This window comes from Dokdonia sp. 4H-3-7-5, assembly GCF_000212355.1.
In the GTDB taxonomy this organism is placed as follows: Bacteria; Bacteroidota; Bacteroidia; order Flavobacteriales; family Flavobacteriaceae; genus Dokdonia.
This window is the reverse complement of sequence record NC_015496.1, coordinates 2,305,576-2,328,751: the sequence shown is the minus strand read 5'-3', so window position 1 is coordinate 2,328,751 and position 23,176 is coordinate 2,305,576. Positions and strand designations below refer to the sequence as shown.

Annotated in this window: 22 protein-coding genes; all 22 read right to left on the bottom strand. The window is 34.9% G+C overall.

The genetic code is table 11. The features are described 5' to 3' along the window. Positions 1-3 precede the first annotated feature (3 nt). The 22 genes from KRODI_RS10375 to KRODI_RS10270 all read right to left on the bottom strand — a co-directional run bounded on the left by KRODI_RS10375 (position 4) and on the right by KRODI_RS10270 (position 23,034). Entirely contained in the window at positions 4-1,077 is a 1,074-nt protein-coding gene (locus tag KRODI_RS10375; RefSeq protein ID WP_013751564.1) for a glycosyltransferase, read from the bottom strand. Beyond that, positions 1,074-2,186 (bottom strand): glycosyltransferase family 4 protein, encoded by a 1,113-nt coding sequence (locus tag KRODI_RS10370; RefSeq protein ID WP_013751563.1) that lies wholly within the window; start codon positions 2,184-2,186, stop codon positions 1,074-1,076. The genes KRODI_RS10375 and KRODI_RS10370 overlap by 4 nt, the downstream gene beginning before the upstream one ends. Further along, positions 2,183-2,731 (bottom strand): serine O-acetyltransferase, encoded by a 549-nt coding sequence (locus KRODI_RS10365; protein ID WP_013751562.1) that lies wholly within the window; start codon positions 2,729-2,731, stop codon positions 2,183-2,185. Before KRODI_RS10365 ends, KRODI_RS10370 begins: the two co-directional genes overlap by 4 nt. Next, on the bottom strand, positions 2,731-3,732 hold the full coding sequence (locus tag KRODI_RS10360; RefSeq protein ID WP_013751561.1) for a glycosyltransferase family 2 protein: 1,002 nt from the start codon (positions 3,730-3,732) through the stop codon (positions 2,731-2,733). The genes KRODI_RS10365 and KRODI_RS10360 overlap by 1 nt, the downstream gene beginning before the upstream one ends. Next, positions 3,719-5,203, bottom strand: coding sequence for a glycosyltransferase family 2 protein (locus tag KRODI_RS10355; RefSeq protein WP_013751560.1), 1,485 nt, complete (start codon positions 5,201-5,203; stop codon positions 3,719-3,721). Before KRODI_RS10355 ends, KRODI_RS10360 begins: the two co-directional genes overlap by 14 nt. Continuing rightward, positions 5,200-6,342 (bottom strand): glycosyltransferase family 4 protein, encoded by a 1,143-nt coding sequence (locus tag KRODI_RS10350; RefSeq protein WP_013751559.1) that lies wholly within the window; start codon positions 6,340-6,342, stop codon positions 5,200-5,202. The genes KRODI_RS10355 and KRODI_RS10350 overlap by 4 nt, the downstream gene beginning before the upstream one ends. Continuing rightward, positions 6,342-7,214: a hypothetical protein gene (locus KRODI_RS10345; protein WP_013751558.1), complete on the bottom strand. Its 873-nt coding sequence runs from the start codon at positions 7,212-7,214 to the stop codon at positions 6,342-6,344. The genes KRODI_RS10350 and KRODI_RS10345 overlap by 1 nt, the downstream gene beginning before the upstream one ends. A gap of 133 nt (positions 7,215-7,347) precedes the next feature. Next, positions 7,348-8,217 carry a hypothetical protein gene (locus KRODI_RS10340; RefSeq protein WP_013751557.1) on the bottom strand — a complete coding sequence of 290 codons (870 nt, stop codon included), beginning with the start codon at positions 8,215-8,217 and terminating at the stop codon, positions 7,348-7,350. Then, a complete protein-coding gene (locus tag KRODI_RS10335; protein WP_013751556.1) occupies positions 8,217-9,650 on the bottom strand; it encodes an MBOAT family O-acyltransferase in 1,434 nt (477 codons plus the stop codon). Before KRODI_RS10335 ends, KRODI_RS10340 begins: the two co-directional genes overlap by 1 nt. Beyond that, the gene (locus KRODI_RS10330; RefSeq protein ID WP_013751555.1) at positions 9,651-11,057 is read right to left on the bottom strand and encodes a UDP-glycosyltransferase; all 1,407 of its coding nucleotides are present in this window, start codon (positions 11,055-11,057) and stop codon (positions 9,651-9,653) included. A 590-nt stretch (positions 11,058-11,647) separates the two neighbouring features. After that, positions 11,648-12,523 (bottom strand): N-acetylneuraminate synthase family protein, encoded by an 876-nt coding sequence (locus KRODI_RS10325; protein ID WP_013751554.1) that lies wholly within the window; start codon positions 12,521-12,523, stop codon positions 11,648-11,650. Continuing rightward, positions 12,516-13,679: an acylneuraminate cytidylyltransferase gene (locus KRODI_RS10320; protein WP_013751553.1), complete on the bottom strand. Its 1,164-nt coding sequence runs from the start codon at positions 13,677-13,679 to the stop codon at positions 12,516-12,518. The genes KRODI_RS10325 and KRODI_RS10320 overlap by 8 nt, the downstream gene beginning before the upstream one ends. 158 nt (positions 13,680-13,837) lie before the next feature. Continuing rightward, positions 13,838-14,596: a hypothetical protein gene (locus KRODI_RS15115; protein WP_013751552.1), complete on the bottom strand. Its 759-nt coding sequence runs from the start codon at positions 14,594-14,596 to the stop codon at positions 13,838-13,840. Between the two features lie 160 nt (positions 14,597-14,756). Next, positions 14,757-15,563: a hypothetical protein gene (locus KRODI_RS10310; protein WP_013751551.1), complete on the bottom strand. Its 807-nt coding sequence runs from the start codon at positions 15,561-15,563 to the stop codon at positions 14,757-14,759. Positions 15,564-15,634: 71 nt separating this feature from the next. Further along, positions 15,635-16,513, bottom strand: a complete 879-nt coding sequence (locus tag KRODI_RS10305) for a glycosyltransferase family 2 protein (RefSeq protein ID WP_013751550.1) — start codon at positions 16,511-16,513, stop codon at positions 15,635-15,637. After that, complete coding sequence (locus KRODI_RS10300) at positions 16,513-17,667, bottom strand: glycosyltransferase family 4 protein (protein WP_013751549.1); 1,155 nt, start codon at positions 17,665-17,667, stop codon at positions 16,513-16,515. Before KRODI_RS10300 ends, KRODI_RS10305 begins: the two co-directional genes overlap by 1 nt. Further along, a complete protein-coding gene (locus tag KRODI_RS10295) occupies positions 17,667-18,725 on the bottom strand; it encodes a glycosyltransferase family 4 protein (protein ID WP_158307008.1) in 1,059 nt (352 codons plus the stop codon). The genes KRODI_RS10300 and KRODI_RS10295 overlap by 1 nt, the downstream gene beginning before the upstream one ends. Before the next feature lie 127 nt (positions 18,726-18,852). Continuing rightward, the gene (locus KRODI_RS10290; RefSeq protein WP_013751547.1) at positions 18,853-19,629 is read right to left on the bottom strand and encodes a glycosyltransferase family 32 protein; all 777 of its coding nucleotides are present in this window, start codon (positions 19,627-19,629) and stop codon (positions 18,853-18,855) included. Further along, positions 19,629-20,363: an FkbM family methyltransferase gene (locus KRODI_RS10285; protein ID WP_013751546.1), complete on the bottom strand. Its 735-nt coding sequence runs from the start codon at positions 20,361-20,363 to the stop codon at positions 19,629-19,631. The genes KRODI_RS10290 and KRODI_RS10285 overlap by 1 nt, the downstream gene beginning before the upstream one ends. 177 nt (positions 20,364-20,540) lie before the next feature. Further along, positions 20,541-21,320 carry a glycosyltransferase gene (locus KRODI_RS10280; protein ID WP_013751545.1) on the bottom strand — a complete coding sequence of 260 codons (780 nt, stop codon included), beginning with the start codon at positions 21,318-21,320 and terminating at the stop codon, positions 20,541-20,543. A 9-nt stretch (positions 21,321-21,329) separates the two neighbouring features. Continuing rightward, positions 21,330-22,184, bottom strand: a complete 855-nt coding sequence (locus KRODI_RS10275) for a glycosyltransferase family 2 protein (protein ID WP_013751544.1) — start codon at positions 22,182-22,184, stop codon at positions 21,330-21,332. Then, positions 22,177-23,034 (bottom strand): glycosyltransferase family 2 protein, encoded by an 858-nt coding sequence (locus tag KRODI_RS10270; RefSeq protein WP_041295891.1) that lies wholly within the window; start codon positions 23,032-23,034, stop codon positions 22,177-22,179. The genes KRODI_RS10275 and KRODI_RS10270 overlap by 8 nt, the downstream gene beginning before the upstream one ends. Between the last annotated feature and the right edge of the window lie 142 nt (positions 23,035-23,176).

Sequence of the window (23,176 nt, the reverse complement as noted above, 5' to 3'; positions counted from 1 at the left end):
GCTCTAAGATATCAATCCTTTATAGATAGGCAACACCTTGTCCATAAAAGCCTTCTTACTATAATTTTTTAGTACGCTTTCGCGAAAGCGTAATCCAATCTGATCTCTTTCTTTTTGATCACAATGAAACAATTTTACTAGCTCCTTGCTTAGTTCTTCTCTTACATTATTAATCACTATACCGTTATTCCCTACAACCGCAGCACATTGTCCAACATTTGTAACTATAACAGGTAAACTACTGTTTCCATACTCTAACAACGAAACAGGTAAGCCTTCTGAAATAGATGCAAGTACACCTACGGTGCTTTGTTCTAAAATGTGCGCTATATCATTACAACTACCATAGAGATATACCTTACTTGTATGTTCATGCTCTCTAATAGCAGTGGTTATTTGCTCATAATAATCATCTTCAAAAGACTTTCCTACGAGATGTAACGTCCACTCTGGAAAATTGTCTTGTGTTTTTGAAAAAGCTTTAATGAGCTCTATATGATTTTTTTGTGGTCGTAAGTTTGCTAAGCAAATTACACGTTTACCTTCGACTCCTTTTAGGGTAGTAACTTTAAGTGTATCTCCAGAAAGTGATGCAAAGTTCTCTAAAAAATAAGTTTGCTTGACACATAATACTTCCCTAGACCATGTTGTAAGCTTCTCATTAACCGCTATTGTCACATCAATATATCTAGCAAGAATTTTGAGGAGTTTGCTATCACGTTTTTCCAACGCATCACTCATCCCATAGTGATCATGCCAAACAATCTTTATGCTACGCTTATTGATTTTGGCTAGTACTGCTAGCATTAGCGATGTAGAATGCGCGTGGATAATGGTAATCTGTTGCTTTTTTAACCATTTAAAAAATCGGCGAAAGGCGACTAGATCTAGCTTACCCTTCTTTCCAAGCATTAAGAAACTCACTTGAGAAGATAATTCTCTTTCTAAGGTACCTCCTCGTCGGGTTGCACACAGATAAGAGGTTATTCCCTCTTCATTAACGGCATTAGCTATATTTACAGCCATCCGTTCCGCCCCACCAGCATCCAATGTATCTATGAGTTGGAGCACTTTCATTGCAATAGCTTTTTGATTTCTTGAGCAAAGGTATCCATTGTGTATTGTCTAGACCACTCTGCGCCCTCTTTACTCATTTCTAAAAGAGCTTCTTTGTTAGTTAGTTGTTTTCCTAAATATTCAGCATCTATATGTTCTGGATCATGTATAAGTATCCCTCTCTTATCGTTTCCAATCATCCAAGGCACACATGATACACTCGAGACTATAGGCACTACACCCCAAAACATTGCCTCTGCGACAACCTTAGGCCATCCTTCACTTTTGGAGAGTAATATGAGAAGATCTGCATTTTTGTAGGCTTCTTTTACTACATGCCCAGGTTGGTTTCCTCGTATGACGATTTTATCTAAAATTCCATTTTCTTTTCGATACCACTTAATGTCTTCTACTATTGGACCATCGCCGTACATCTCAAGGGTAATATCTAATCCAGAGCTACGAAAAAAATTAACAAGCTGTACTGTTTCTAAAGGTCTTTTATTTAGTCCCATAGTGCCTACATACATGGCTCTTAGAGGTTGCTTAAAATCTCTATCTATGACGGCCTCCTTTTCATTATTGTAATAACTTGCGGTAAAAAAGGGTTTTATATTTTTAGTTTGGCCCTTACATTCGCCATAAACCAGCACTTTCATATTCCTAGTCAATGCGGTATTAGAAAGTATCCACTTTTGCATTTTATAAGCTAGCGGTTGTTTAGATGCAGGATCCCAATTCCCAGCATACTTAGCCGTTTTTCGCTTTCGCGGAAGCGTAACCTGTATTATACTGGCTAGCAAAGCAAGATTACCTGGACATCTTAGATGAATATGATCTGCTTTGCGCATGGTATTCCATAACACTATGGCTTGATATGGAATGGTTAGAAACGAGATTAATGCTGATAATACTGAATGAAACTCCAGTCTTCGTAATGATTGAACTTCAAAATCTTGTATTTGAAAAGCTTGAGTTAAAAGATTACGATCATATTTAGTCGGACATACAAAAGAAACATCACTAGCATGTTGCATCCATATATCCATTTCCTTCACATAAGGTGCGTACGCTTCTTTTTCCCCTGAATTACTTAAAATAGGTGCATCAGATATGATGAGTAATTTCATAAAATATAGTCTGCAGAATCGTTATCACTTACTTTTATAGCCGGCACACCTACTACCGTAGTTCCCGCAACAACGTCTTTAACTACAAGACTATTTGCTCCTATCACCGCTTTATCTCCTACCTTTAACTTGCCTGCTATTGTGGCATTTGCTCCTATATAAACTTGATTACCTATTACTGGAATACCACGATGATCGCCGCGACCACTTACACCTATGGTTACTCCTTGAGAGATGTTACAATTCTTACCTATGATAGCCTTTGCGTTGATAATGATACCAGAATGATGACCTATGTAAAATCCTTCTCCTATGGTTGCGCTATATGGAATGGTTATCCCTGTTAAGATTTCTATAGCTTTTAATTTGAGAACTCCTATAGCCAATAGTGGCCATTTTAATACTTTAGGCAGCTTAGATGTATAAATCCAATTAAAAAAACGATACTGTAACAATGCCCATAGCCCTTGCTGAGTCAACAACATTATTAAGGCCGACTTCCCGCTATAGTCCGTATATCTTTTGATGTCTTTTGAAAACTTCATTAATTAGGTTTATTAAAAGGCAAACTAAATATACCTACGGTTCTTCCCATTGCTTCTGTGAATGCTTCTTTACGTTCACTCGTAGTAAAGATATTCAGAAATCTAATACCAGTAAGCAATACGGTGATTTGATACCATTTGAGTTTGTTCCTAAATGATGGTTTGGGATGTTTTACTCGCCATACATACCAGCCATTGCGCACGACCATCTTACCGTAAGTGTATTTATTAGGTCTTCCTGCTGCATCGTGATGGTGTTCTAATTGTGCTGCTGTATTCACATACAAATCTCCTATATTAGATAATCGCAATGTAAAATCTGCATCCTCGTAGAGACCATAACCTTCAAAATATTCAGAAAACTTATGTTCTTTTAAAACAGCAAGAGGAAAACTAGAAACACCTCCCATTAACTGTTCTACTTTATAAATCTTACCAGAAGGTGGCAAAAAACTTATAGATCTACCATGACCAAATTCAGGATAAATAGCTGGTTGTGTAGTTTGTGCCAGCCCTAATTTTCTTCTTAGTTTGTAGCGACTGCTCTCCTTTCTCCTATAACCATCGTAATAATAATGGTTTAAATCCTCAACTTTTCCCTGTTCTGTCTTCTCCCAAGAAACTTCGTTTGTAATATAACCACCTACACCTACCGCTTTTGGATATTGAGCATAAGTAGAAACCAAGTTCTCAAAATAATCTGGATTTAAAATCGTGTCGTCATCAAGAAATGCAACTATATCTATTTCGTCATTGATTCTTGATATTCCATAATTACGTTGCTTCGTAAGCCCGCGACATTCTTGTGGCACTTTATGATAGCTTATAATGTTATTTCTGCTTTCGCGAAAGCGAGATCCCGTATCATCATCTGTAGAACCATCAATAATTAAAATCTCTTCAGGTACTTGAGTTTGCGCCATGACGGACTCCAACAATCTTGTTAAGGGATCTGGTCGCATGTAAGTGCAAATGATAAGGCTTAGTTTACACTGTTGCATCTTGAGCTAATTTTTGTGACCAGTACAGACTTTTACTCCATGCCTTTTTAAAATATTTATAATAAGCAATAGGATTGTTGATTGAGTAGTCTTTATAAAACTTGATAAACAAAGTGACTTTGTATCCTATCAACTGTTTTGGAGTATAATTCTTAGTACGATGATACATGATTTGTGGGGATGGCTTAGGTAAGACAGCATCTTCTTGCCATGGAAAAACATGTGGTTTTCTAAATCCTCCTACAGGAGCCTTTAAATGCAATAATTGAATTTGAGGCGCATATATCACGTCATATCCGGCATTACGTATTTGCATTCCATAATCTACATCTTCACCGTAACCATGCTCAAGTGCCATATCAAACTCACAACTCTCCGCTACTTCTCTATGTACGATAGAACATCCAGATCCAAATGCTGGCCATTGCAAGTAATTACTTTGCTTCTCTATTTCTCCTTTTTGCAAACAAGAAAAAGTCACACATTTTGCTTTGCTATCATTCATAAAATCTAAGATTCTAGTAGAAAAATCATTTTTAATACGCACGTCATCGTCAAATAACAAGATCCAGTTTGCACTACTCAAAGCTATTGCTCGATTACGAGCTCTACAGGCTCCGGTGATATGAGTGAACTCATGGACTATTTCAAAATCCCATTGTTCATCCTTGACAAAACCTAGATTGCTCGTTGCATGACCATCTGCATTTTGTTCAATAACTATAACTTTATTAGGCAGTGTTTTTTGATTATTTAAATCAAGTAAAACATCCATCAAATAACCAGCTCTTCCCATAGTAGGAATAATAACGTCATATTTAAAGTTTGCCTTAGCATGGATTTTTTTAAAGATTTGCAATTCATGTATATCAATTTTCAACAAAGATTTTTTAATGAAAATTGTTCTCATTAATGAAATTACAGGAAAGCGTTGCTCATACCATAAATGACAGAGAAGTAAAATGAATACCCATCTAGTTCTATAATGTTGTTTTACAAACTTATAAAGTTCGTACGTTTTAAACTCTTCATTTTGAATGGTTGTAGGTATTTGATAGTTCAAGACACCTCCAGTTTGCGATAGTTTACCTATCGAATTTAACCAGTATAAATAATTCTTTTCATTAGAATGACTAAGAACACTTTCATTGATAAGGTTGGCATGCATACAAACTATAGCTGTTCCTTTTAACCAAGTGGGATACGTGACCTTTTTATTAATATTTAAAAAAGGACTATCCTCTACATATCCTATGTCTGGATGTGAATTATTGTAATTGGAGAAAAAGTATGCCCGATGATTTATTTCAGGTAGTGCAGCTTTAAATGCATCAACATCTGCTGTTTTCTCATAAACCAACAAGTAATTATCAGGGTTTTCATGAGCGCATTTATAAATAGCCTCAATTATTGGCAGTCCGTTATAATTGCCCGTAATCGCAATACCTTTATGGTGTACAAGGGAAATCATAAGGAACAAATACTTTTATAATACGCTATATTTTGATGAACTGTTTTATTAATATCGAACTGCTCTTCTGTTTTTACTCTACCTGCTTCTCCTATTTTCTCTACCAATTCTTGATCATCAAATAAATTTTTAATGGTGTGAACATAGGCATTAAAATCATCTGGATGATGCATAAAACCATTAACACCATGATCAATTAAATCTCGTGCCCAACCTATATCAGTATTAACCACTGCCTTTTTTAATGCCATAGATTCTATGGTTACCATTCCCAGAGTTTCTGCAAGCGATGGAAATACACAAACATGTGCTTTCTTGATTTGCCCTTGTACTTCCTCATAAGGTATTTTACCCAAATAAGAAATTCGAGCAGCAGCTTTTACTGTCATTTTATCTTTCATTAATTCCCAAGTAGATATTGATCCTGTTTGGACATCACCACTATCTGCACCTATAAAAACCAAAGTACTCTTAGGTTCTATCTCTACCAATTTATTAAAGACTTCTATAAGCTGGAAAACGCCCTTTTTCCTTATCAAGGTTCCTATATTAAGAATGCGATACTTTTCATATGTCCCTGGATCCGCATTATTAAATTTCTCTAATTCTAGACCATAATGAATGATTTTCAATTTATCCTTAGGCAAGTTGAAGAGTTCCATACTTTTTTCACCCGCAAAAGTAGTTGGAGCTATAAAACCAATTGCTTTTTTGACTGCTTGTTTTTCAAAATAAGCATTCTTCTTCTTCTGTAAACGTCCTTCGATATGACAAAAATAAGTATCACTTCCGTGAAAACGTATCACCAACGGTTTCTTAAGCTTCATGAAAGCCGTGATTCCCGTCCAATCAGGAGCTTCTATAACATCTATAGTATCTGAATATCGGTTTAAATAACGACTAATATTTTTTCGGTATAGAAAAAAACCTCCATACCCATAACTCTTCTGTTTTATAACATGAAAAGTTATTCCATCCTCATCAAACACTTCATCTGTTTTTTGACCATAAACAAATAGGCTTACTTGATGTCCTTCAGCAACGATAGCCGTTACAAGATTCTTCATACTTGTCCCCATACCTCCAGAATTACCTAGTTTAGTATGCGGATACTCTGGAGTTATATAGGCTATATGCATTAGTCTAAAAGAATATCTTTAGTTAGAATACCAGTAAATACTTGAGCTCCATTAGCATTTAGATGTCCGCAATTTACACTCATACCTTCAACATTATCGAAAATGTCAATATAGTTATGCAAGCTAGGGTATTTAATTTGTAGTGAGGACATAAAATCATTTCTTGTCTTTGAACTATTACAATAAGGTGCTGCAAATAATATTGTGCTATCAGGATCTAAAGTGATGATTTCTTCTAGGACTAGGTTTGGATAATTTACAGAATCTGGAAAATGTCCACTAATTGCAGTACCCAGTCCTTCTAATGGAACAAATCCATTTTGTAAATCTACTTTTACACCTTTCTCAAAAAACTGTGACAAAGTTTCTCTAAACCCGATAGCCTTCTCATTTAAAGCGTAACGCACAAAAGGCATTTTACTATTTACTTCTTTTTGTAATTCTTCTTTCAGCAATTCAGGGAAATTATTTCTATTCACAAATGGTCCAATTTGAGCTAAGAAAAGAGGTGAGTAATTATCGAAATTATAACTATAATCTACTTGAACAAAAATCTTCTCATAAGTAACTCTATTATTCTTCAATAAATAAGCAAGCACCTTATAATCTTTTAATCTACCACCTTGAAGTCCTAGATTAATACACGACTTACCAGTTAGTTTTTCTATTTGATCACAATCTATATGATTTTCAACCCGAGAACTACCGAGAAAAATATAATCAATATGTGTGTTTGTTAAGTTTGCAACTAGCTGTACTTTGTTACGAGGCTTATCATTAACATACACAGTAGAATAAAGCAAATCAAGTGTAAATGCTATCACTAAAACTAGAGCCACAATAATTATAATGTATGTAAAAAAACGTTTCATTAATGTTGTAAATGGACAGTGTTACTTTGAATACTTGATAATCGGCATTAGAATAAAATTCTTGTAGCCCTCTCCTATTACTAAAATAACCTTTTAAGTTAAGTGTAATTCAGGGATTCTAGCACTTTAAACATCACCTCAAAAGAACTTCTTTGACAAGTATTTTTGTAAACTCCTTAGCGCCTTGGGAGTTAAGGTGACCGCAGTTTGCATAAAAATGTTCCCGCTCATCAAATATATCAATGAAGTTATTTAATTGAGGATACCTTCCCATTAAATCTCCCATAAATTTATCTCTGTTTATTGTATTCTTACAGTAAGGAGCAGTAAACAGTATAACCTTCTCGCTCAGGTCTACTAGACTATCTAAGTTATTATTGCTTGTTGATATGATATTTGGAAATTTGCCACTTATTTTAGTACCAACACCTTCTAAAGGATTGAAACCATTTTTGAGATCAACCCTTGATTCTTTACCAGCATATTGCAATATAACCTCTCTTAATCCGGCGAGTTTATCATTATATGCATACCTAGCAAATGGCATTTTGTAACTTACTGGCAAGTCTAGATCTTCTTTCAAACCCTTTGGAAATCCATTTTTATTAACGTAAGGAACAATGCTTGCAATAAACGATGGAGAATAATTATGATAGTTAAAGATGTAATCCACTTGCATTAATATTTTCTCATAAGTAACGTTATTTGATTCTAGTAGCTCAGCTAATGCTTTACCATCATTAATCCTTGATCCTTGTAAGCCCAAGTTAAGGCAAGACTTACCCGTTAACTCTTTGACCAAATCACAATCTATATGATTATCAACCCTTGAACTTCCTAAGAAAATAAAATCAATATGAGTATTAGAAAGATTTGCTGTAAGCTGGACTTTATTACGAGGATGATCATTATCAAAAGCATAGGTGTAACATATATCAAGAACATAGCTTATGCTGATGATCAAGATTAAAATGATTGCTATATGCCTAACAAATTTTTTCATTAAAACTGAAAATAAATAAAGTCGTTATGGTTAGAATAAACACCAAGTGTGAGCAACATTATGATAACCGCGGTAAGCTTCACCCATTTAAATCTTCCTTGAAATGGATGTTCTTGAGTTCTATTAAACCATTCTATACCTATTAAAATACCTAAAATCAATATCATCTCTACATTATATCGCTCTATGTTTAAGTACTCTAATGTAAAGGTCATATTTGTAAAAATCCTTTCAACATAAGCAAACGCAGTACTTACAGAACTTGCTCTAAAAAATATCCAAGCAAAACAGGCAAGTATAAAAGTAAACAGCATTTGACCTAGTTCTTTGATATTGGGTAGCAATCGATTTGCAGCAACTTGATCTAAGTTCTTGCGATTAACGTTGAATAGCAAAACTGGTATGAAAAATAAGGCATGAAGTGCTCCCCAAAAGATGAACGTCCAATTTGCCCCGTGCCAGAATCCGCTAACAATGAAAATGATTAATACATTGCGAAGTTGGTTAGACTTGGATCCTCTTGAACCTCCTAATGGGATATAAAGATAATCTCGGAACCAAGTAGATAAAGAAATATGCCATCTCCTCCAAAACTCGGCAATATCTCTTGAGAAGTACGGATAATTAAAATTACGCATAAGGTCAAAACCTAATAACCGCGCTGAACCAATTGCAATGTTTGAATACCCCGCAAAATCTCCGTAAATCTGAAAAGCAAAGTAAAAAGCTCCCAGTAAAAGACTAAGGGAATTCATACTCTCGTAGTTGTCAAATATTGCATTCACATAAGGAGCACAACTATCAGCAATTACCACTTTTTGAAACAGACCCCAGATAATAAGATTAATACCTGAGATTGCTTTTTCCTCATCAAAAGTTCGCTTCTCTGCAAACTGCGGAAGTAGGTTAGATGCCCTTTCTATAGGACCCGCCACGAGCTGTGGAAAAAATGCTACATACGCAGCAAAATTTATAAAATCAGGAGTTGCTGTTAGCTTCTTACGATATACATCTATCGTATAACTTAACGTTTGAAATGTATAAAATGAAATCCCCACAGGTAAGATAATTCGTAAGGTACTAGTGTGCAATGTTATGCCTATTGCATCAAAAGCTTCTACCCAACTATCAACAAAGAAATTATAGTATTTAAAAAAGCCTAGCAACCCTAAATTCACAGCTAAAGAGATGCCGAGAAGTAGCTTTCTATTTTTCTTAGAATCACTATTTTGGATTTTTAATCCTACCATATAATCTACAAGTGTGCTGAAGGCTATAAGCGCAAGAAACCTCCAATCCCACCATCCATAAAACACATAGCTTACTAAGAGAATAAAAAAGTTTTGCCCCTTCAGACTTTTTTTGAGGCCAAACCAATAGACTACAAAGACTAATGGCAGAAAGACGAGATATTCTAATGAATTAAAAAGCATTTACTCTAAGATTTGATGTATCCCCTCCCAAATACGCTCACTAGCTTTCTCAGGTTGTTCTGGTTTATTTACAATCCCAAACCATCTTTTTGTAATAGGCACTGGGTTAAGACTACCATTAAGTAAGCCTTTAATTCCATCATAAATATCTTCTTTATTCATTGCCCAAGTGACACTTGTATCATAATCTGGCATAGATCGAAAATGTACATATTTATAGTTCTGTCCTATATCACGTATTCCCTTTTTAAGTTGTGGCTGCTCATAGTTTGGATAGATTGTAGGCCTATCGTGAGCCACAAAATCAAACACCATACTCGAGCATATATTTACAACCAGCTCGCAGTGGTGACAGGTATTTACTAATAAAGCAAAATCTTCTTTGGTAGGCATCACTTGATTCCATTGTGAGCCCATTGGTTTCCACAAAGGGTTTATAGGTATAATGACATCCTTATAAGTAGCCAATACCTCATCATATCTACCAGAAAAGTCAATAGGTACTTTTCTATATATAATGGCTACATCTTCACCTTCTTCTCTCAATTTTCGCACAGCAATTGCCGTGTCTTCTAGATAATATTGATCTAGTGGTGACGTGGTTTGATCGTCCCCAGAGAAGCAAATGTATCGTGTCTCTTCACTAAGATTGTGCTCTAGACAAAATTGCTCTCGGGAAAGCAAAATACTACTATCATAATGTGGTTCAAATTGTGGTGTTCCTGTAACAAATATCTGCTCTTCTCTGGTTTTTGGGTAGTACTGTAAGAGCTGCCCTTTCATAAGGTCAGACCATACAAAGTAATAATCTGTCTCTACCGTGGTCATTCCCTTAGGCAGGTTGTCCCAACTATATATCCAGCACGCCGTTTTGATTCCAAGATCCTGCGCCGCGAGCAAAGGTGCAATGGCCTGTGTAGCTCGCTGTGTGGTACAAAAAACAATGTCTGGACGGTGTTCTTTTAGTTGTGCTTTAAGCTCCTGGTAGCGAACAGTAGATCGTTCGGCAGCTTGCATTTGGTTCATTATTCGTTGCCATCCCTTTGGTGTGGCACTAAACGTTTCGTGATACTTTACAAAAGCACTTTTTAAGGCTTTCTTTATACTATTCCACTGCAATGGAAAACGATAGGTAGGATAGACATTATCTTTTTCACGCTTTCGCGAAAGCGCTAGTTCTACCCTCTTTCTTGCGTGACTAAGTGTAGGTGTTTTGGGGTGAATCTTTGTGTTCTCAATCTTCACTTCTTTATAACCCAATTCCTTTTCTAACGAAAATATGGTGTTATTCCAGTAAGTGATGTCAAATCCTTGGGCCTCTCCTACTTCTTTGAACTTAGTAAAAGCAAAGTTGCGTAGACCTACGCCGTCTGGAAAAAGAATGAAAACTTTATTTTTTTTAATCATATTTCATATACAGCTACTTACTGTAATAAGGTTTCTCTTTGCTCTAGCCTTTTGTCGTTTCGACCTAAGGAGAAATCGCATTATCAAGCTCACGTAAAAAGATCAAATACACTGCTTACTCTTCTCTGCTTACTCTGATGAGATTTCTAGTTTTAAATAGTAATCAAAATCAACTATTAGTTCTTTTCAATCTCCATTGTTACTTTTTTTCATTGCCAAAAAAAGTAACCAAAAAAGTCTAGGCTCAATTAAGCTTTGCTAAAAATATCCCTCGTTGCGGCGCAAAATAAAGGAGCAATTGTCTTACCTAATATATTGAGTATTTGTGAAATATTAAATTTCATAATACTCATGCTAGCCCTATTTTACTTATCCCTCCACTCACATCATTTTTTACACAAAACTTACTTAGGCCATTCATAAACTATCATTTCGACGAAAGGAGAAATCACATTATCAAGCTCACGCAAAAAGCTCAAAATACATCGCTTACTCTGATGAGATTTCTCGTCGCTTCGCTCTGTCGAAATGACTGCATCAATTTTTAGTAAGCAATCGCATAAAAGACTAGCGCTTTCCCCTATTATCTTCTAAGCCTTTCTATACTTTAACTTATCTCGCTGTACTTGCTCGATAGGCAAAATATCTGTTGCTTTATAATCTAATGCTTGATATACCGCTTTTAAATCTCTAGAAAGCTTCCTCATTCCTGCTGGTTCCAGTGATGCACTGTGATCTGTACCTTTCCAAGTACGATCTAGTGTATAGTGGCGTTCTACAATGTTTGCCCCAAGTGTATAGGCAGCAACATCTACTGCAATACCTAGATGGTGACCAGAAAACCCGATGTGCTTTACACGATCGCCATACTTCTCTATAAGTGTTTTAATATCCAGCAAACATACATCTGGAAATGGCACTGGATATCCAGATGTACAGTTATAAAGCACTAAGTCTTTACCTCTGTTATGCTTTTCAAAAAACTGTACTAGCTCCTCGATCTCATCTCTAGTAGTCATCCCAGTAGAGCAGTGAATCTCTCCTTTGTAATTCTCGCATAACCACCCTAGCATTTCGTAATGGTTATTACAAGCACTAGGTATTTTTATAAACTCTGGATGAAGGCCTGCTATTTCCTTTGCACTCGTTGTATCCCAAACCGAAGTTGCATAGGTAATGTCTAACTCCTCACAATACTTTTTAAGTTCTGCGTGCTGATTCACATCAAATTCTAGAAACTCTCTATGCGCTCCATAAGAGTCTCCATAAGAATTTACAGGATTAGGATGTGGTGCTTCATATTGTTCTTTGGTAAGAAGTTCTATGTTGTGTCGCTTCTGGAATTTTACGGCATCTACATTACAGAAGATAGCCGCTACTTTAATCATTTCCTTTGCGATTTCCATATCGCCTTTATGGTTTCCGCCTATTTCTGCTATTGTATAAGGCGTTTTGTAATTACTCATATCGGTTGTTATATTTTATAATAAAGTCACAGGCCTCGCGTATCGCTCCTTCTGCGCTATTGTTTTGTAATATGATATCTGCGTGGTTCTTGATAGGCATCGTCGCATTTGCAGGTGTAAGTGACCATCCTGCTGCACAAATGTTTGCAAGATCATTCACATCATCACCTATATATGCTATTTCAGAAAAATCAATCCCACGATCTGTAGCAATTCTAGAAAGTAGACTATACTTGTCTTTCACTCCTGAAAACACGTCTTTAATTTTTAATTTCTTCATTCGGCTGGCAACTATTTGAGAATCTTCAGACGTCATCACCATTACCTCAACATTATATTGTCTCAAAATCTCAAGTCCCATTCCATCGCGCATATCAAACTTTTTCATCAGTTCGCCCTCTGCACCATAATAGATACAGCCATCTGTAAACACGCCATCCACATCAAGTATAAGATGTGTAATTCGGTTACTTTGCTTTTTCGTTTTTAAACGAGCGGCTAGCAATTCCTCCACGATTTTCCAGTCGGTCAGCGTGTCTATCTCTGTAAGACTATCCTCTGGCATGTGTACCGTAGCTATTTTACCGCTAATTCTGTTTCCGCTTTCGCGAAAAGCGTCACGCGTGGTCACATAGCAAGCTCCATTCTCAATAAGTAACCCATCAAAATCTTGCCTACGCGGTCGGCTGAAGACATCATAATTTTGAGGAGTTCCATCTGCATTCCAAGTGAATCGGTGAGTATTTACCACCGTAAGAGCCGAATCATTATCTGTACCTGACGCTACTGCATCTAGGCACGCATTTATATCTTGAGAAGTGGTAAAAGGTGATGTTGCTTGGAGTAAACAAAGCACATCAAAATCTTCTTTTAAACCTGCTACAAACTCCTGCATCCCCATTTCTGTAGAAGCAGTATCTGTTGCACTCTCGTCGCTACGTTGTACGGCTTTTACTTTATCTGTCCAGTGATATTCTTTTTCTACAAAAGCGATGATATCCTCATCGTCCGTATAAATATAGATAGTATCAAGACGTGAAGCAATCGCTTCACCTAAGACCCAGCAGAATAGTGGGCGACCGAGAAGTTTCTTTTTGTTTTTACCTGGAATGCATTTTGAGCCTTTACGCAGGGGTATAAAACCGATGCTTTTCATTGTGGTTGGGTTGTAGTTAAAGCTTTAACACCGCCTTAACTATTTATCCGTTAAAAGTATGCATTTTTAGGTTAAAATACTTTAAGAATAGAGCTTTTCATGAGGATATCAGAACTACTTAATGAGGTTCATATGGTAAGAAAATCACTTTTAGAAGTTTAAGCTTTTATAATAACACAAATTCTAGAATAAAAGTGAATACTCAACACTTCTCCTCTTAGGTGGTCTAATTGATAAATTATTTTGTTGAAGAATAAATCCATTTCTTCTCGAGTATTATCCAAATTTTCTTCACCATTATATTTCATTCCCGGCCAAGTTTCCTTAACGTTATTATCAGTCTGTAATTTCGAGTAGCTACAGCCTAAATCTTCTATTATGTAAAGTCCACCTGATTTCAATCTATTATAAAATAGATACTCAAAAGATTTAATTATCATATGATTTACGTGAGCCCCATCATCCAAAATCACATCAAACTCACTACAATCATTGAAAGATTTTTTGAGAAAGTCTACATCTATTTGACTTCCGATAGCTATTTCAATATCCTTAGTCGCAAAATCACTACACCTAGGATCAATATCCAACCCTTTTATTCGTCCATTTTTAAAATACTTATCCCAAGTTCTGAGACTATAACCTTCTTTTACCCCTATCTCTAAAAAGGAGATTTCCTTATTCCTAATGGTTTCAAAGTATTTCTCATAGATATTCATATAATTCATCCCCTTAAAAGAGTGAGCTTCGTCAACTTTGTCTGTTCCATAAAATTGGCCCAACTCAGTCAGGGATGAGTTTTGAGTATTTCCAAACGCAACTTTCAAAAGAGTTTTTGGCGTTTTAAGAGTTTTAGATTTTTTTCTTAACCTAGCTGATTTTTCAGCTCCTAGAATCTTCTTTATAATTTTTTTCACGCTTTTTAATTCTTTAGAAATGTCTATTTATTAAAATTTAGTTTATCTCTCCTTAATTTTTCTAAAAAGAGGTGTATGATAAACTAATCATCGTAACTCTTTATACGTTCTTAGATAATTACCTAAATCAATTATCTGGTATATATTTATATATACCATTTTACCAAAAAAGTGCTACTAGTCGATATTTTAAGATTTGGTAAAACTCTCTTTTTGTTGTGTGAACCTGTATATGCTCTTCATCTATAAATGCAGTCAATGGTTCTTGACCACGCCAAGCCATCCCCACGTATGAAAAATCTTCATTCTTACTCGGAAAAGATATGATTTGCTCATTATCATATTTAACTCCAGATGAATGTATTACAACATCATTTTTAATTAAAGGGTAAATAATACGACTCAAGAAGAACTGATCTGCTCCATACTTATCACCATTATAAAAATGAGAAAAAATAGCTTTCTTTCTTAAAATATTAGGATTAGGCTTAGCTCCAAACATTCCACCTAAAATCTTTGAGGTATGAAATTTATGATCCCTCATTATGTGAAAACTTGCAGTACTTGCTAGCCACTCATTTACTGCATCTCTCTCGCGCAAAGACAGTCGTGAATCTACATCTCTGCTTAACATTATTGTATTAGGCTCAAAAAGAGGTTCAAAACGCCAAAACATTCCAGAACTCCCATTACTAGTAGGCTTGATTATAATTTCTGCATTATAGGTTTTGAGAATTGTAATAGTGTCTTGGGGAACGGTATCATCAACATAAAACCTCGCTTGCCACTCTGGATATAAGACCAAAGCTTGTTGAGCATTTTTTATAGCCCCATCTAGATATATAGCATCATTCCCAAATAAACTATAAGCGATGACAAGCTTACTTTTGGAATTTGACACTTTGTTGTTACTTATCATTCTTGTGTCATTTTTTATAGTTTCTTTCTCGCTAATATTGAAATTCATTAAATAGCACGCCTTGTTAATTGTAAAATATCAAGATTCAATCTTAATACTCATTAACTTAATCTGAGATTTTAATAACTCAAACTTTTCAAATTATTCCTATTCTTAATTGTGATTGCATTTACTGGTTTTCTATATTTTAAGATTACTGTTGTATCTAAAATTAGTCTTCCTATAGATCGCCAGTAATATCTAAAATAAGTCTTATCACTCAATGCATACTTTCTAAAGTTATGTAAGAGCGCCTTTGCAATCTTAAATAATGGTTTAGGGTAATAAACCATATAAAAGCGAATCGTATTTTTAAGTTGGTGCTCAAACCTAAAGTAATTACGCCCCATAGTTTTACGTTTCTCAACATCTACCCTATGGTTTACTTTAAGATTATAATCATATACAATATCGTACCCTGCATCCATAACCTCTATAGCCACAGCAGATTCTTCTCCATAAATATCCATCCATAAAGGAAAACCATTGGTGGTATCATAAGCTTCTTTTTTAATAGCAAATCCGCAGCCTACAAAATCATTTGTTATATATGACAACCCAGATTTTGAACATTTAAGTGCCTCTTGATCTGTAGCAAATAAACCGCGAACTTCCTGAAAAGCTATAATACCAAGGTTTACGCTTTCGCGAAAGCGAAATGTTACTTCTTCTATAAAATTTACACTTATAGGGTGAGCATCATCATCTAGACCAATAAAAATCTTTCCTTTTGCCGTTTTGTAAAGTGCATTTCTAGCCGGTGAGGCGCTTATACTTTTATTCACTTTACTCCACTGCACCCAGTTATACTCCTCTATTAATGGTGTTGTTTTATCACACCCATCTATAAAAACACAGACTTCGTGCTTTTCTAGATCAATGATTTTTTCCAGCGTGTTAAGTGTAACTCTCAGATTTGCCGGTCTATTTCTCGTGACAATTAAAAAGGAAATATCCATTAAGAATTATGATTGTTATAAGCTTGGTGATACAATGCCTCTATTTTAGACCGTAAGATACTTCTATTATAATTTTTACGAATAAATGCAGTATTGAATTGTTGTGCGCGACTTCTCAGGCTTTCATCTTTAAGCGCTTCTTCAATTAATCGTGCAATCACTTTTGAGTTGTAAGGATCCTGTATAAGAAAGCCATTCTCGCCGCTTGTAATCACTTCCTGCGTTACATTGCCAGGATTAGACTGTATAGGGAAAGCTCCCATCCCCATAGCTTCTAGTAAAGCGTTAGGCATCCCATCTGAGACACTATTTGCTATATGAAGTACACTCTGCCCCATTAATTTAAGAAGCTCGGTATTCGCTATAAAGGCATATCGAGAGTGTATCGTTATGTCAAGTCCCACTAATATTTCTGAATGTGCCACCTGATCTACAAGGACGTCATCTGCACTGTAAATAACAATCTTATTTCCTTTGAGTAATTCTGGGGATACAAGCGTAAGTGCCTCTAGAATGACTCCTGCCTTTCCTGTGCCATCTTCATATCCTTTAATAAGAATGTAATTTCTTTCTTGAGTCTCTTTGATGATGGTAGCATTTATATCAATACCTCCATTACCTGGAAAGACACCTAAGAATTCCCCTTTAAAGCTATGCTCTCTTGCAATCTTATAATCACGATGACAATCTGTTATTAAACCATCTACACGACTAAGGAATGTTGTAGTTTCTTCCCTTGTCACTCCTAACTCTTTATATGCAAACATATCACTTCCCCAAGAGGAGTATAGTAATGGTTTGTCTGATAGTTGCAGCTGTGAAAGTATAGGTAAACCTGCCAGTTTCATCTCAAAGCAATGCACAATGTCTGGATTGATTTCTTTAAACACTTTTGCAAATGCGTCCTCTACATTTCTTACATTAATCTTTTGAATGAAACGATATAGTATTGCACTTCTCTGTTTAACAAAAGACCTCAACGGGTAATCCCATCGTAGTTTCCATCCTTTTATCTGTGTAACCCAAGATATCTTTTCTGACCTAGGCCCACCGTCTGTTACATCAAACCAGAATACCTCATGCCCCGAACCTTCCATCTGGTTGACCCATTGGAAGAAGTGATGATTAGGTATGGCGATCATTAAGATTTTCATTAAACAAATAGATTTTTATAAGATTCCTGAAACTTAGTAATACCAAAGTGCTCTACAGCATACTCTTGTGCCTTTTTTGATAGTAACTCAACCCTTGGAATATCATTAACTAATGCATTAATGTTATCCAGAAAACTCTCTATAATCACATCCTCATCGGCACTGTTTTCTACAAGCACTCCTATTTCTCCATGATGAATGTGCTCAGATATCCCTCCCACATTTGTACACAGCGGGACTACTCCATAAGGCATGGATTCCATTAAAACCATAGGGAATCCTTCCGTTTTAGAACAAATAATAACAAAGTGTAGTTTCTTATAAAAATCTTGAAGATCCTGCTTGTTTGAGATTTCATCTAAGGATAAAACACTCGCTTTGTTTATCACCTCTTTGTGTGCCTTCATTCCGGATCCAGCGATATAAAACTGAGCGTCAAGTCCCTTCTTTTGGGCTTTATGAGCAATTTTTAAATATAGTTCTGGTCGCTTCTCTTCAGACCATCTTCCTATAAATCCAACATTAATAATGTCTTTACTCCAATTTTTTAAAGTTACATCAGTAGACGCAGGCAATATTACGCCGTTTGCAATTACTGTTATATGATCTAATGACTGCAAAACTTCATTATCGCTATAAATGCGATAAATGTCATTCTTTGCTTTTTCATTAATAACAACACGTGTATCAATGTACTGGGCAGATGTAGCTAGTATATCTATTCTACTATCATCTGGAGCGATAGCGTGTATTAAATCTAAGCGGCGTTTACGCTTATCTATTAAAGGTAAAATATCGTAAAAGTAGTTTGTATTACAGCCAAAAACGTGTGTAACCGTAGTACTCTTATTAATAGCTGTAGCAATGGTATTAAAAAGTGCCGTTCTCACGTGCTTACTTTTTTTATTTATAATACTGTTGAGTTCTATTACAGTTGCGCTTTCGCGAAAGCGTGATAAAAAATGATCTGTTGCAGAAAGATGTGTAAAGATAACTGTCACTTTCTTATCTGCTATAGATTTTACAATATCAAGGTGTACCTGCTCTGCGCCTCCCATATGGTAATAAGGGAATATGAAAACGATATCGGATTTTTTTATTTTAGGTAATACTAAAACATAAAACAAAGACAAGTTAATATAACCAATCATTCGCTTTAATACCTTTTTTAAAGGAGCCATCATATTAAAGGGACTTTCTAAAGTTCTTATACAATCTCACGAAATAATAACTATTAAAGTCTCTAGATAAAAGACGTATTATAATTTTATTGACTGCTTGAAAATATTTTCTTTGCTTAATGTAATCAAATTCATTGTAGTCAACCCAAGAGGCGTTCCACAAATGTACTGCAGCGGTATCTTCTGATAAATAATTCTTATAATTCTTTATATCCATTTTATGACTATTAGGTAATGGATAAAAAACTTGACTAGGATACATAGTAACATTATCGATAGTCGTTGGTTCCAAGATATTCAAATCTTTTCCAAACATATTTTTAAATGTTTCAGAAAGTATTATTGGTATTGTGGAATTGTGAAAATTAAAATCAACGCCGAAATTGATTTGATCATAATACCTCCTTACTTTTTTAATGTAACGATTATCACAGACAGACCCTATAATTGCGCCATTAATCATGTGCGGTGCTTCAACTCCTATAAATAATTTAGAATTTAGATACTCATCTAAGCTTTTTACTAAGAGCATATCGGTATCCAAATAAATTCCACCTTGATTTATAAGAACATCTAGTCTTATAACATCTGCTACAAATGCCCATTTTTTTTGTCGTATTGCAAATTGAACAAACGGCAGGCTACAATCAGTATTATTCTCGTTCCATTCTATTATTTCATAATCTGGACAGAATTTTTTCCAACTAGCAATACACTTGACTATTGTTGAATCTTTTACACCGCCGCCAAACCAACAGTAATGAATACGCTTTGGAATCATTAAAACATTGTGATTTGATTAATTTTGATTGCAACAGTATCTCCACCTTCTACAAAATAATGATATCCTAAGGAGCGCATAAGATCAAAGGATAACTGCACTTCTTCTTTTGACAAGTTTACTGATTCAAATTTTATTACTTTGGGGTAAATCCTCTTTAAATCAAGCATTTGCAAAATCTTGTAATCATAACCTTCGGTATCAATTTGGAGTAAATCTATATTATTTAATAGTTTACATTCTTTGAGAAGACCTTCTCCAGTCATAGTTTCAACTAAAACCTCTTGTATATCACACTCATAAATATTATGATTTACAAGGTGACTTTTACTAATAGAAGCAATTCCTTTAACCCAATCTGGATAAATATGTTCAGGATTTAGTTTTACGGCGTATAAAATAAGTCCAGATGAATCTATATGCATTGCCTTATTAAGAGTCTTAATATTTGGGTAGTTGCTATAATTACTCTCGAGCTCCTTATAATATCTTGGAATTGGTTCCAAAACTATTCCAGTAGCGTTTCTCTCTGTTACGAAATCATATAAAAAATCAAAGCTTACACCATCATTACCACCTATTTGAATAAAATTAAAAGACTCTCCTTTTTTGAAATTTTTATTCAAAATTCTTTGGACATTTTGAATTCGGCTATTTTTTCCAAAAAATTTTCTGCCTTTGTTATTCAAGCGAAAAAAGAAATAACCTAATTTGTTTATTATAATATGTTTCATTTTATTCCTAACGATTATTTGTAATCTACAGAATCTATCTTAATTCTTAATTAACCTTTGTGGTTTTGATTTAAATTTAAGAGCTCTTTCCTCTATAAGGTGGTACGACAAACACTCAAATAGTATAGAAATAAAAATAGAGGCTATTATAAAAATAATAACACAAGTCTCTTTCTCTTAGAACTTTTTAGGCTTATTAGACACAAAACGGAGTGTATATAAATACCGCTTTAACACGTACCATAAATCTATTATTAATCCTTTTTTTAATCTAAAGCTTGTTACTATAAGACCTTTGGTAGCAGACAAGACGCTAACTTCTTGATGCCAAAGTTGATAATTACCAATCATATCATTTTTGAACCTAAAGAAAAGTTGCTTTTTAGATCTGCTTATCTCATAATGAAATATGGAAGGAACAAACTCAATATCATAACCAGCTTCTAAAACGCGCTTAGACCACTCCTTATCCTCAAAAGTTGTAACATCCTCTCTAAAGGGATGTTGTTCCCATACAGATTTACTAAAAGCCGATCCCGAAAATATTAATCCGCCTCTATTAGGATCTCCATTTGCTTTTATTCCATTTATATAACCACGATAGTCATTTGTGCTATGCAAACACCTGAGGCCAGCTAAATTGCTATTTGCCTCAAAACCTTGTTTTATGAGTTTAAAAAAATCGTGACTTACTGGATACGAATGCGCACTAAAAATGACAACTATATTATTTCTAGCCTCTCTCGCTGCAACATTTGCACTTCCTCCGTAACTAAACTCTTTAATGGAAACCATACGAGCACCGTATGATTTACAAACAGCATCGCTACCATCTGTAGATAAATTATCAATGACTACAATCTCATCAATATCATCTTGATATCTACTTGTTAAATTACTAAGCAAGAATGACAGCGCTTGCTGTTGATTTTTTGTACGTATTACGACTGAAATCATAGTAGCATATTACTTTTTGGCTAAAATACCCTGAAGCATTCTATATGGTTTTAATAACACTTTCCCAATCTTATATTCTAAAGACTCCTGTAACCGCTGCTCCTTCCTCCTACTTATAATGAGATGATCTGTAAATACTGTGACGCAATTATTAAAATCTTGAATATATATATCCCGGTGTTTGTGCATCATATACTCTTTTACTCGTTCTGCATCTTCATTTATTGTAGTAACAAGCATAGAGTTTGTTGCCTTCCTATAATAGAAAAGAGACTCCTCAATAACTTTATATTTCCACCCTCTCTTGGTAATAGAAAGCCAGAACTCCCAGTCTTCAAAACCTTTCTTCATCGTTTCATCATACCCTCCTACTTCTTCCCAACACTTTTTACGATATAGTGATGTTGCTACTAGTTGATTTACATATAACAAATAAGGATATGAATCTCCTGTTGGTGTTAATTTGTTTATTACGTTATCTAAGCTCTTTTCAAAAAAGGCACTATAAGAAGTTACAATAGCTAGTTCTTTATTGTTATCAAGTACTGGAACGAGTTGTTCTAGATAATCTATATGTAAGATATCATCTGCATCTAGAGGAAGGATAAATAGTCCATTACTTACATTTACACCTGCATTTCTTGCGCTAGACAACCCTCCATTATCTTTTCCCACATATCTAAAACGAGCATCTTTATCACACCATTGTTGTGCTATTTCTCTTACGTTATCTGGGCTTCCGTCATTTACAATAATACATTCCCAATGCTTATAAGTTTGATTAAGGACAGATGGCAGGCTCTCATTTAAAAAATGAGCTTGCTTATAGCATGGTACGATTATGGAAACGAGTGGATTATTCATTACTAGGAAATAATAGTCGTTTAATGATTCTTATAGGTTTCAAAATAATTTTACCTAATTGAAATTCTAAACCTTCTTTTGTTTTATTTAAGTTAGTTACAAGCATCGTATTTCTTAAAATCATTTGCTGTGCAAATACGTCAATACTTGATTCATATACTTTTTTATGTTTTAGAAAAATTTTCATTTTTAGCTCCTTATCAAATTGTGCTAGAGCCATAGTATCGCGTGAGTGTATTTTTTTTCTGTAATTGAATAAAGGTTCTTGAATAATTCTCATTTCCCACCCTTGACTTAGAACAGAAAGCCAAAAATCCCAATCTTCATATCCTTTATCAAAGTTCACATCATAACCATTAACTTCTTCCCAGCATTTCTTTCTAAAAAGTGCAGAGGCAACTCCATTATTTTTGACAAGGAAATCTTGTGTTATTTTACCTTTAGGTTTGATAATATCTTTATTTTTGGAGCTGTTTCCAAATTCTTTATAATGACAACATACTACACCTACCTTCATATCGCTATCTAGAATATGCTTAGCTTTCTCTATAAATGTAGGTTCAAATATATCATCTGCATCTAGTGTTAGAATATATGATGATGTTGCTTTGCCAATACCATTGTTCCTTGCGGTACACACTCCTTGATTAGTTTGATAGACTACTTCAACAATATTGTTTTTTATAGATTTTAAGACACTCATAGTTTCGGCTCCAGATCCGTCATCTATAATGATGATTCGCTCTGGGAGCACAGTCTGTCTTAATATTGAATTAAGAGCGTCCATAATAAACGCTCCGTCGTTGTAGCAAGGGATGACTACGGTGACAGCTTGTACAGTACTTTCCATCATATAGGATAAAAATAAGAAAACAGTTACTTCTTCAAACGGTTAAACAATAATACTTTTCTCTAACCAAAACAGAAGCTATATAATAGACTGGTAAAATGCGTACTATGACCATTTTTTTAATAATTTTCACGAAATCAAA

Bases quoted from the DNA above. Each gene is read 5' to 3' on its own strand.
- KRODI_RS10305 (WP_013751550.1), bottom strand. From the start codon at position 16,513: ATGGATATTTCCTTTTTAATTGTCACGAGAAATAGACCGGCAAATCTG.
- KRODI_RS10270 (WP_041295891.1), bottom strand. From the start codon at position 23,034: ATGGAAAGTACTGTACAAGCTGTCACCGTAGTCATCCCTTGCTACAAC.
- KRODI_RS10345 (WP_013751558.1), bottom strand. From the start codon at position 7,214: ATGAAACGTTTTTTTACATACATTATAATTATTGTGGCTCTAGTTTTA.
- KRODI_RS10325 (WP_013751554.1), bottom strand. From the start codon at position 12,523: ATGAGTAATTACAAAACGCCTTATACAATAGCAGAAATAGGCGGAAAC.
- KRODI_RS10300 (WP_013751549.1), bottom strand. From the start codon at position 17,667: ATGAAAATCTTAATGATCGCCATACCTAATCATCACTTCTTCCAATGG.
- KRODI_RS10290 (WP_013751547.1), bottom strand. From the start codon at position 19,629: ATGATTCCAAAGCGTATTCATTACTGTTGGTTTGGCGGCGGTGTAAAA.
- KRODI_RS10335 (WP_013751556.1), bottom strand. From the start codon at position 9,650: ATGCTTTTTAATTCATTAGAATATCTCGTCTTTCTGCCATTAGTCTTT.
- KRODI_RS10275 (WP_013751544.1), bottom strand. From the start codon at position 22,184: ATGAATAATCCACTCGTTTCCATAATCGTACCATGCTATAAGCAAGCT.
- KRODI_RS10375 (WP_013751564.1), bottom strand. From the start codon at position 1,077: ATGAAAGTGCTCCAACTCATAGATACATTGGATGCTGGTGGGGCGGAA.
- KRODI_RS10360 (WP_013751561.1), bottom strand. From the start codon at position 3,732: ATGCAACAGTGTAAACTAAGCCTTATCATTTGCACTTACATGCGACCA.
- KRODI_RS10295 (WP_158307008.1), bottom strand. From the start codon at position 18,725: ATGGGAGGCGCAGAGCAGGTACACCTTGATATTGTAAAATCTATAGCA.
- KRODI_RS10365 (WP_013751562.1), bottom strand. From the start codon at position 2,731: ATGAAGTTTTCAAAAGACATCAAAAGATATACGGACTATAGCGGGAAG.
- KRODI_RS10355 (WP_013751560.1), bottom strand. From the start codon at position 5,203: ATGATTTCCCTTGTACACCATAAAGGTATTGCGATTACGGGCAATTAT.
- KRODI_RS10370 (WP_013751563.1), bottom strand. From the start codon at position 2,186: ATGAAATTACTCATCATATCTGATGCACCTATTTTAAGTAATTCAGGG.
- KRODI_RS10340 (WP_013751557.1), bottom strand. From the start codon at position 8,217: ATGAAAAAATTTGTTAGGCATATAGCAATCATTTTAATCTTGATCATC.
- KRODI_RS10310 (WP_013751551.1), bottom strand. From the start codon at position 15,563: ATGAATTTCAATATTAGCGAGAAAGAAACTATAAAAAATGACACAAGA.
- KRODI_RS10320 (WP_013751553.1), bottom strand. From the start codon at position 13,679: ATGAAAAGCATCGGTTTTATACCCCTGCGTAAAGGCTCAAAATGCATT.
- KRODI_RS10350 (WP_013751559.1), bottom strand. From the start codon at position 6,342: ATGCATATAGCCTATATAACTCCAGAGTATCCGCATACTAAACTAGGT.
- KRODI_RS10280 (WP_013751545.1), bottom strand. From the start codon at position 21,320: ATGATTTCAGTCGTAATACGTACAAAAAATCAACAGCAAGCGCTGTCA.
- KRODI_RS10330 (WP_013751555.1), bottom strand. From the start codon at position 11,057: ATGATTAAAAAAAATAAAGTTTTCATTCTTTTTCCAGACGGCGTAGGT.
- KRODI_RS10285 (WP_013751546.1), bottom strand. From the start codon at position 20,363: ATGAAACATATTATAATAAACAAATTAGGTTATTTCTTTTTTCGCTTG.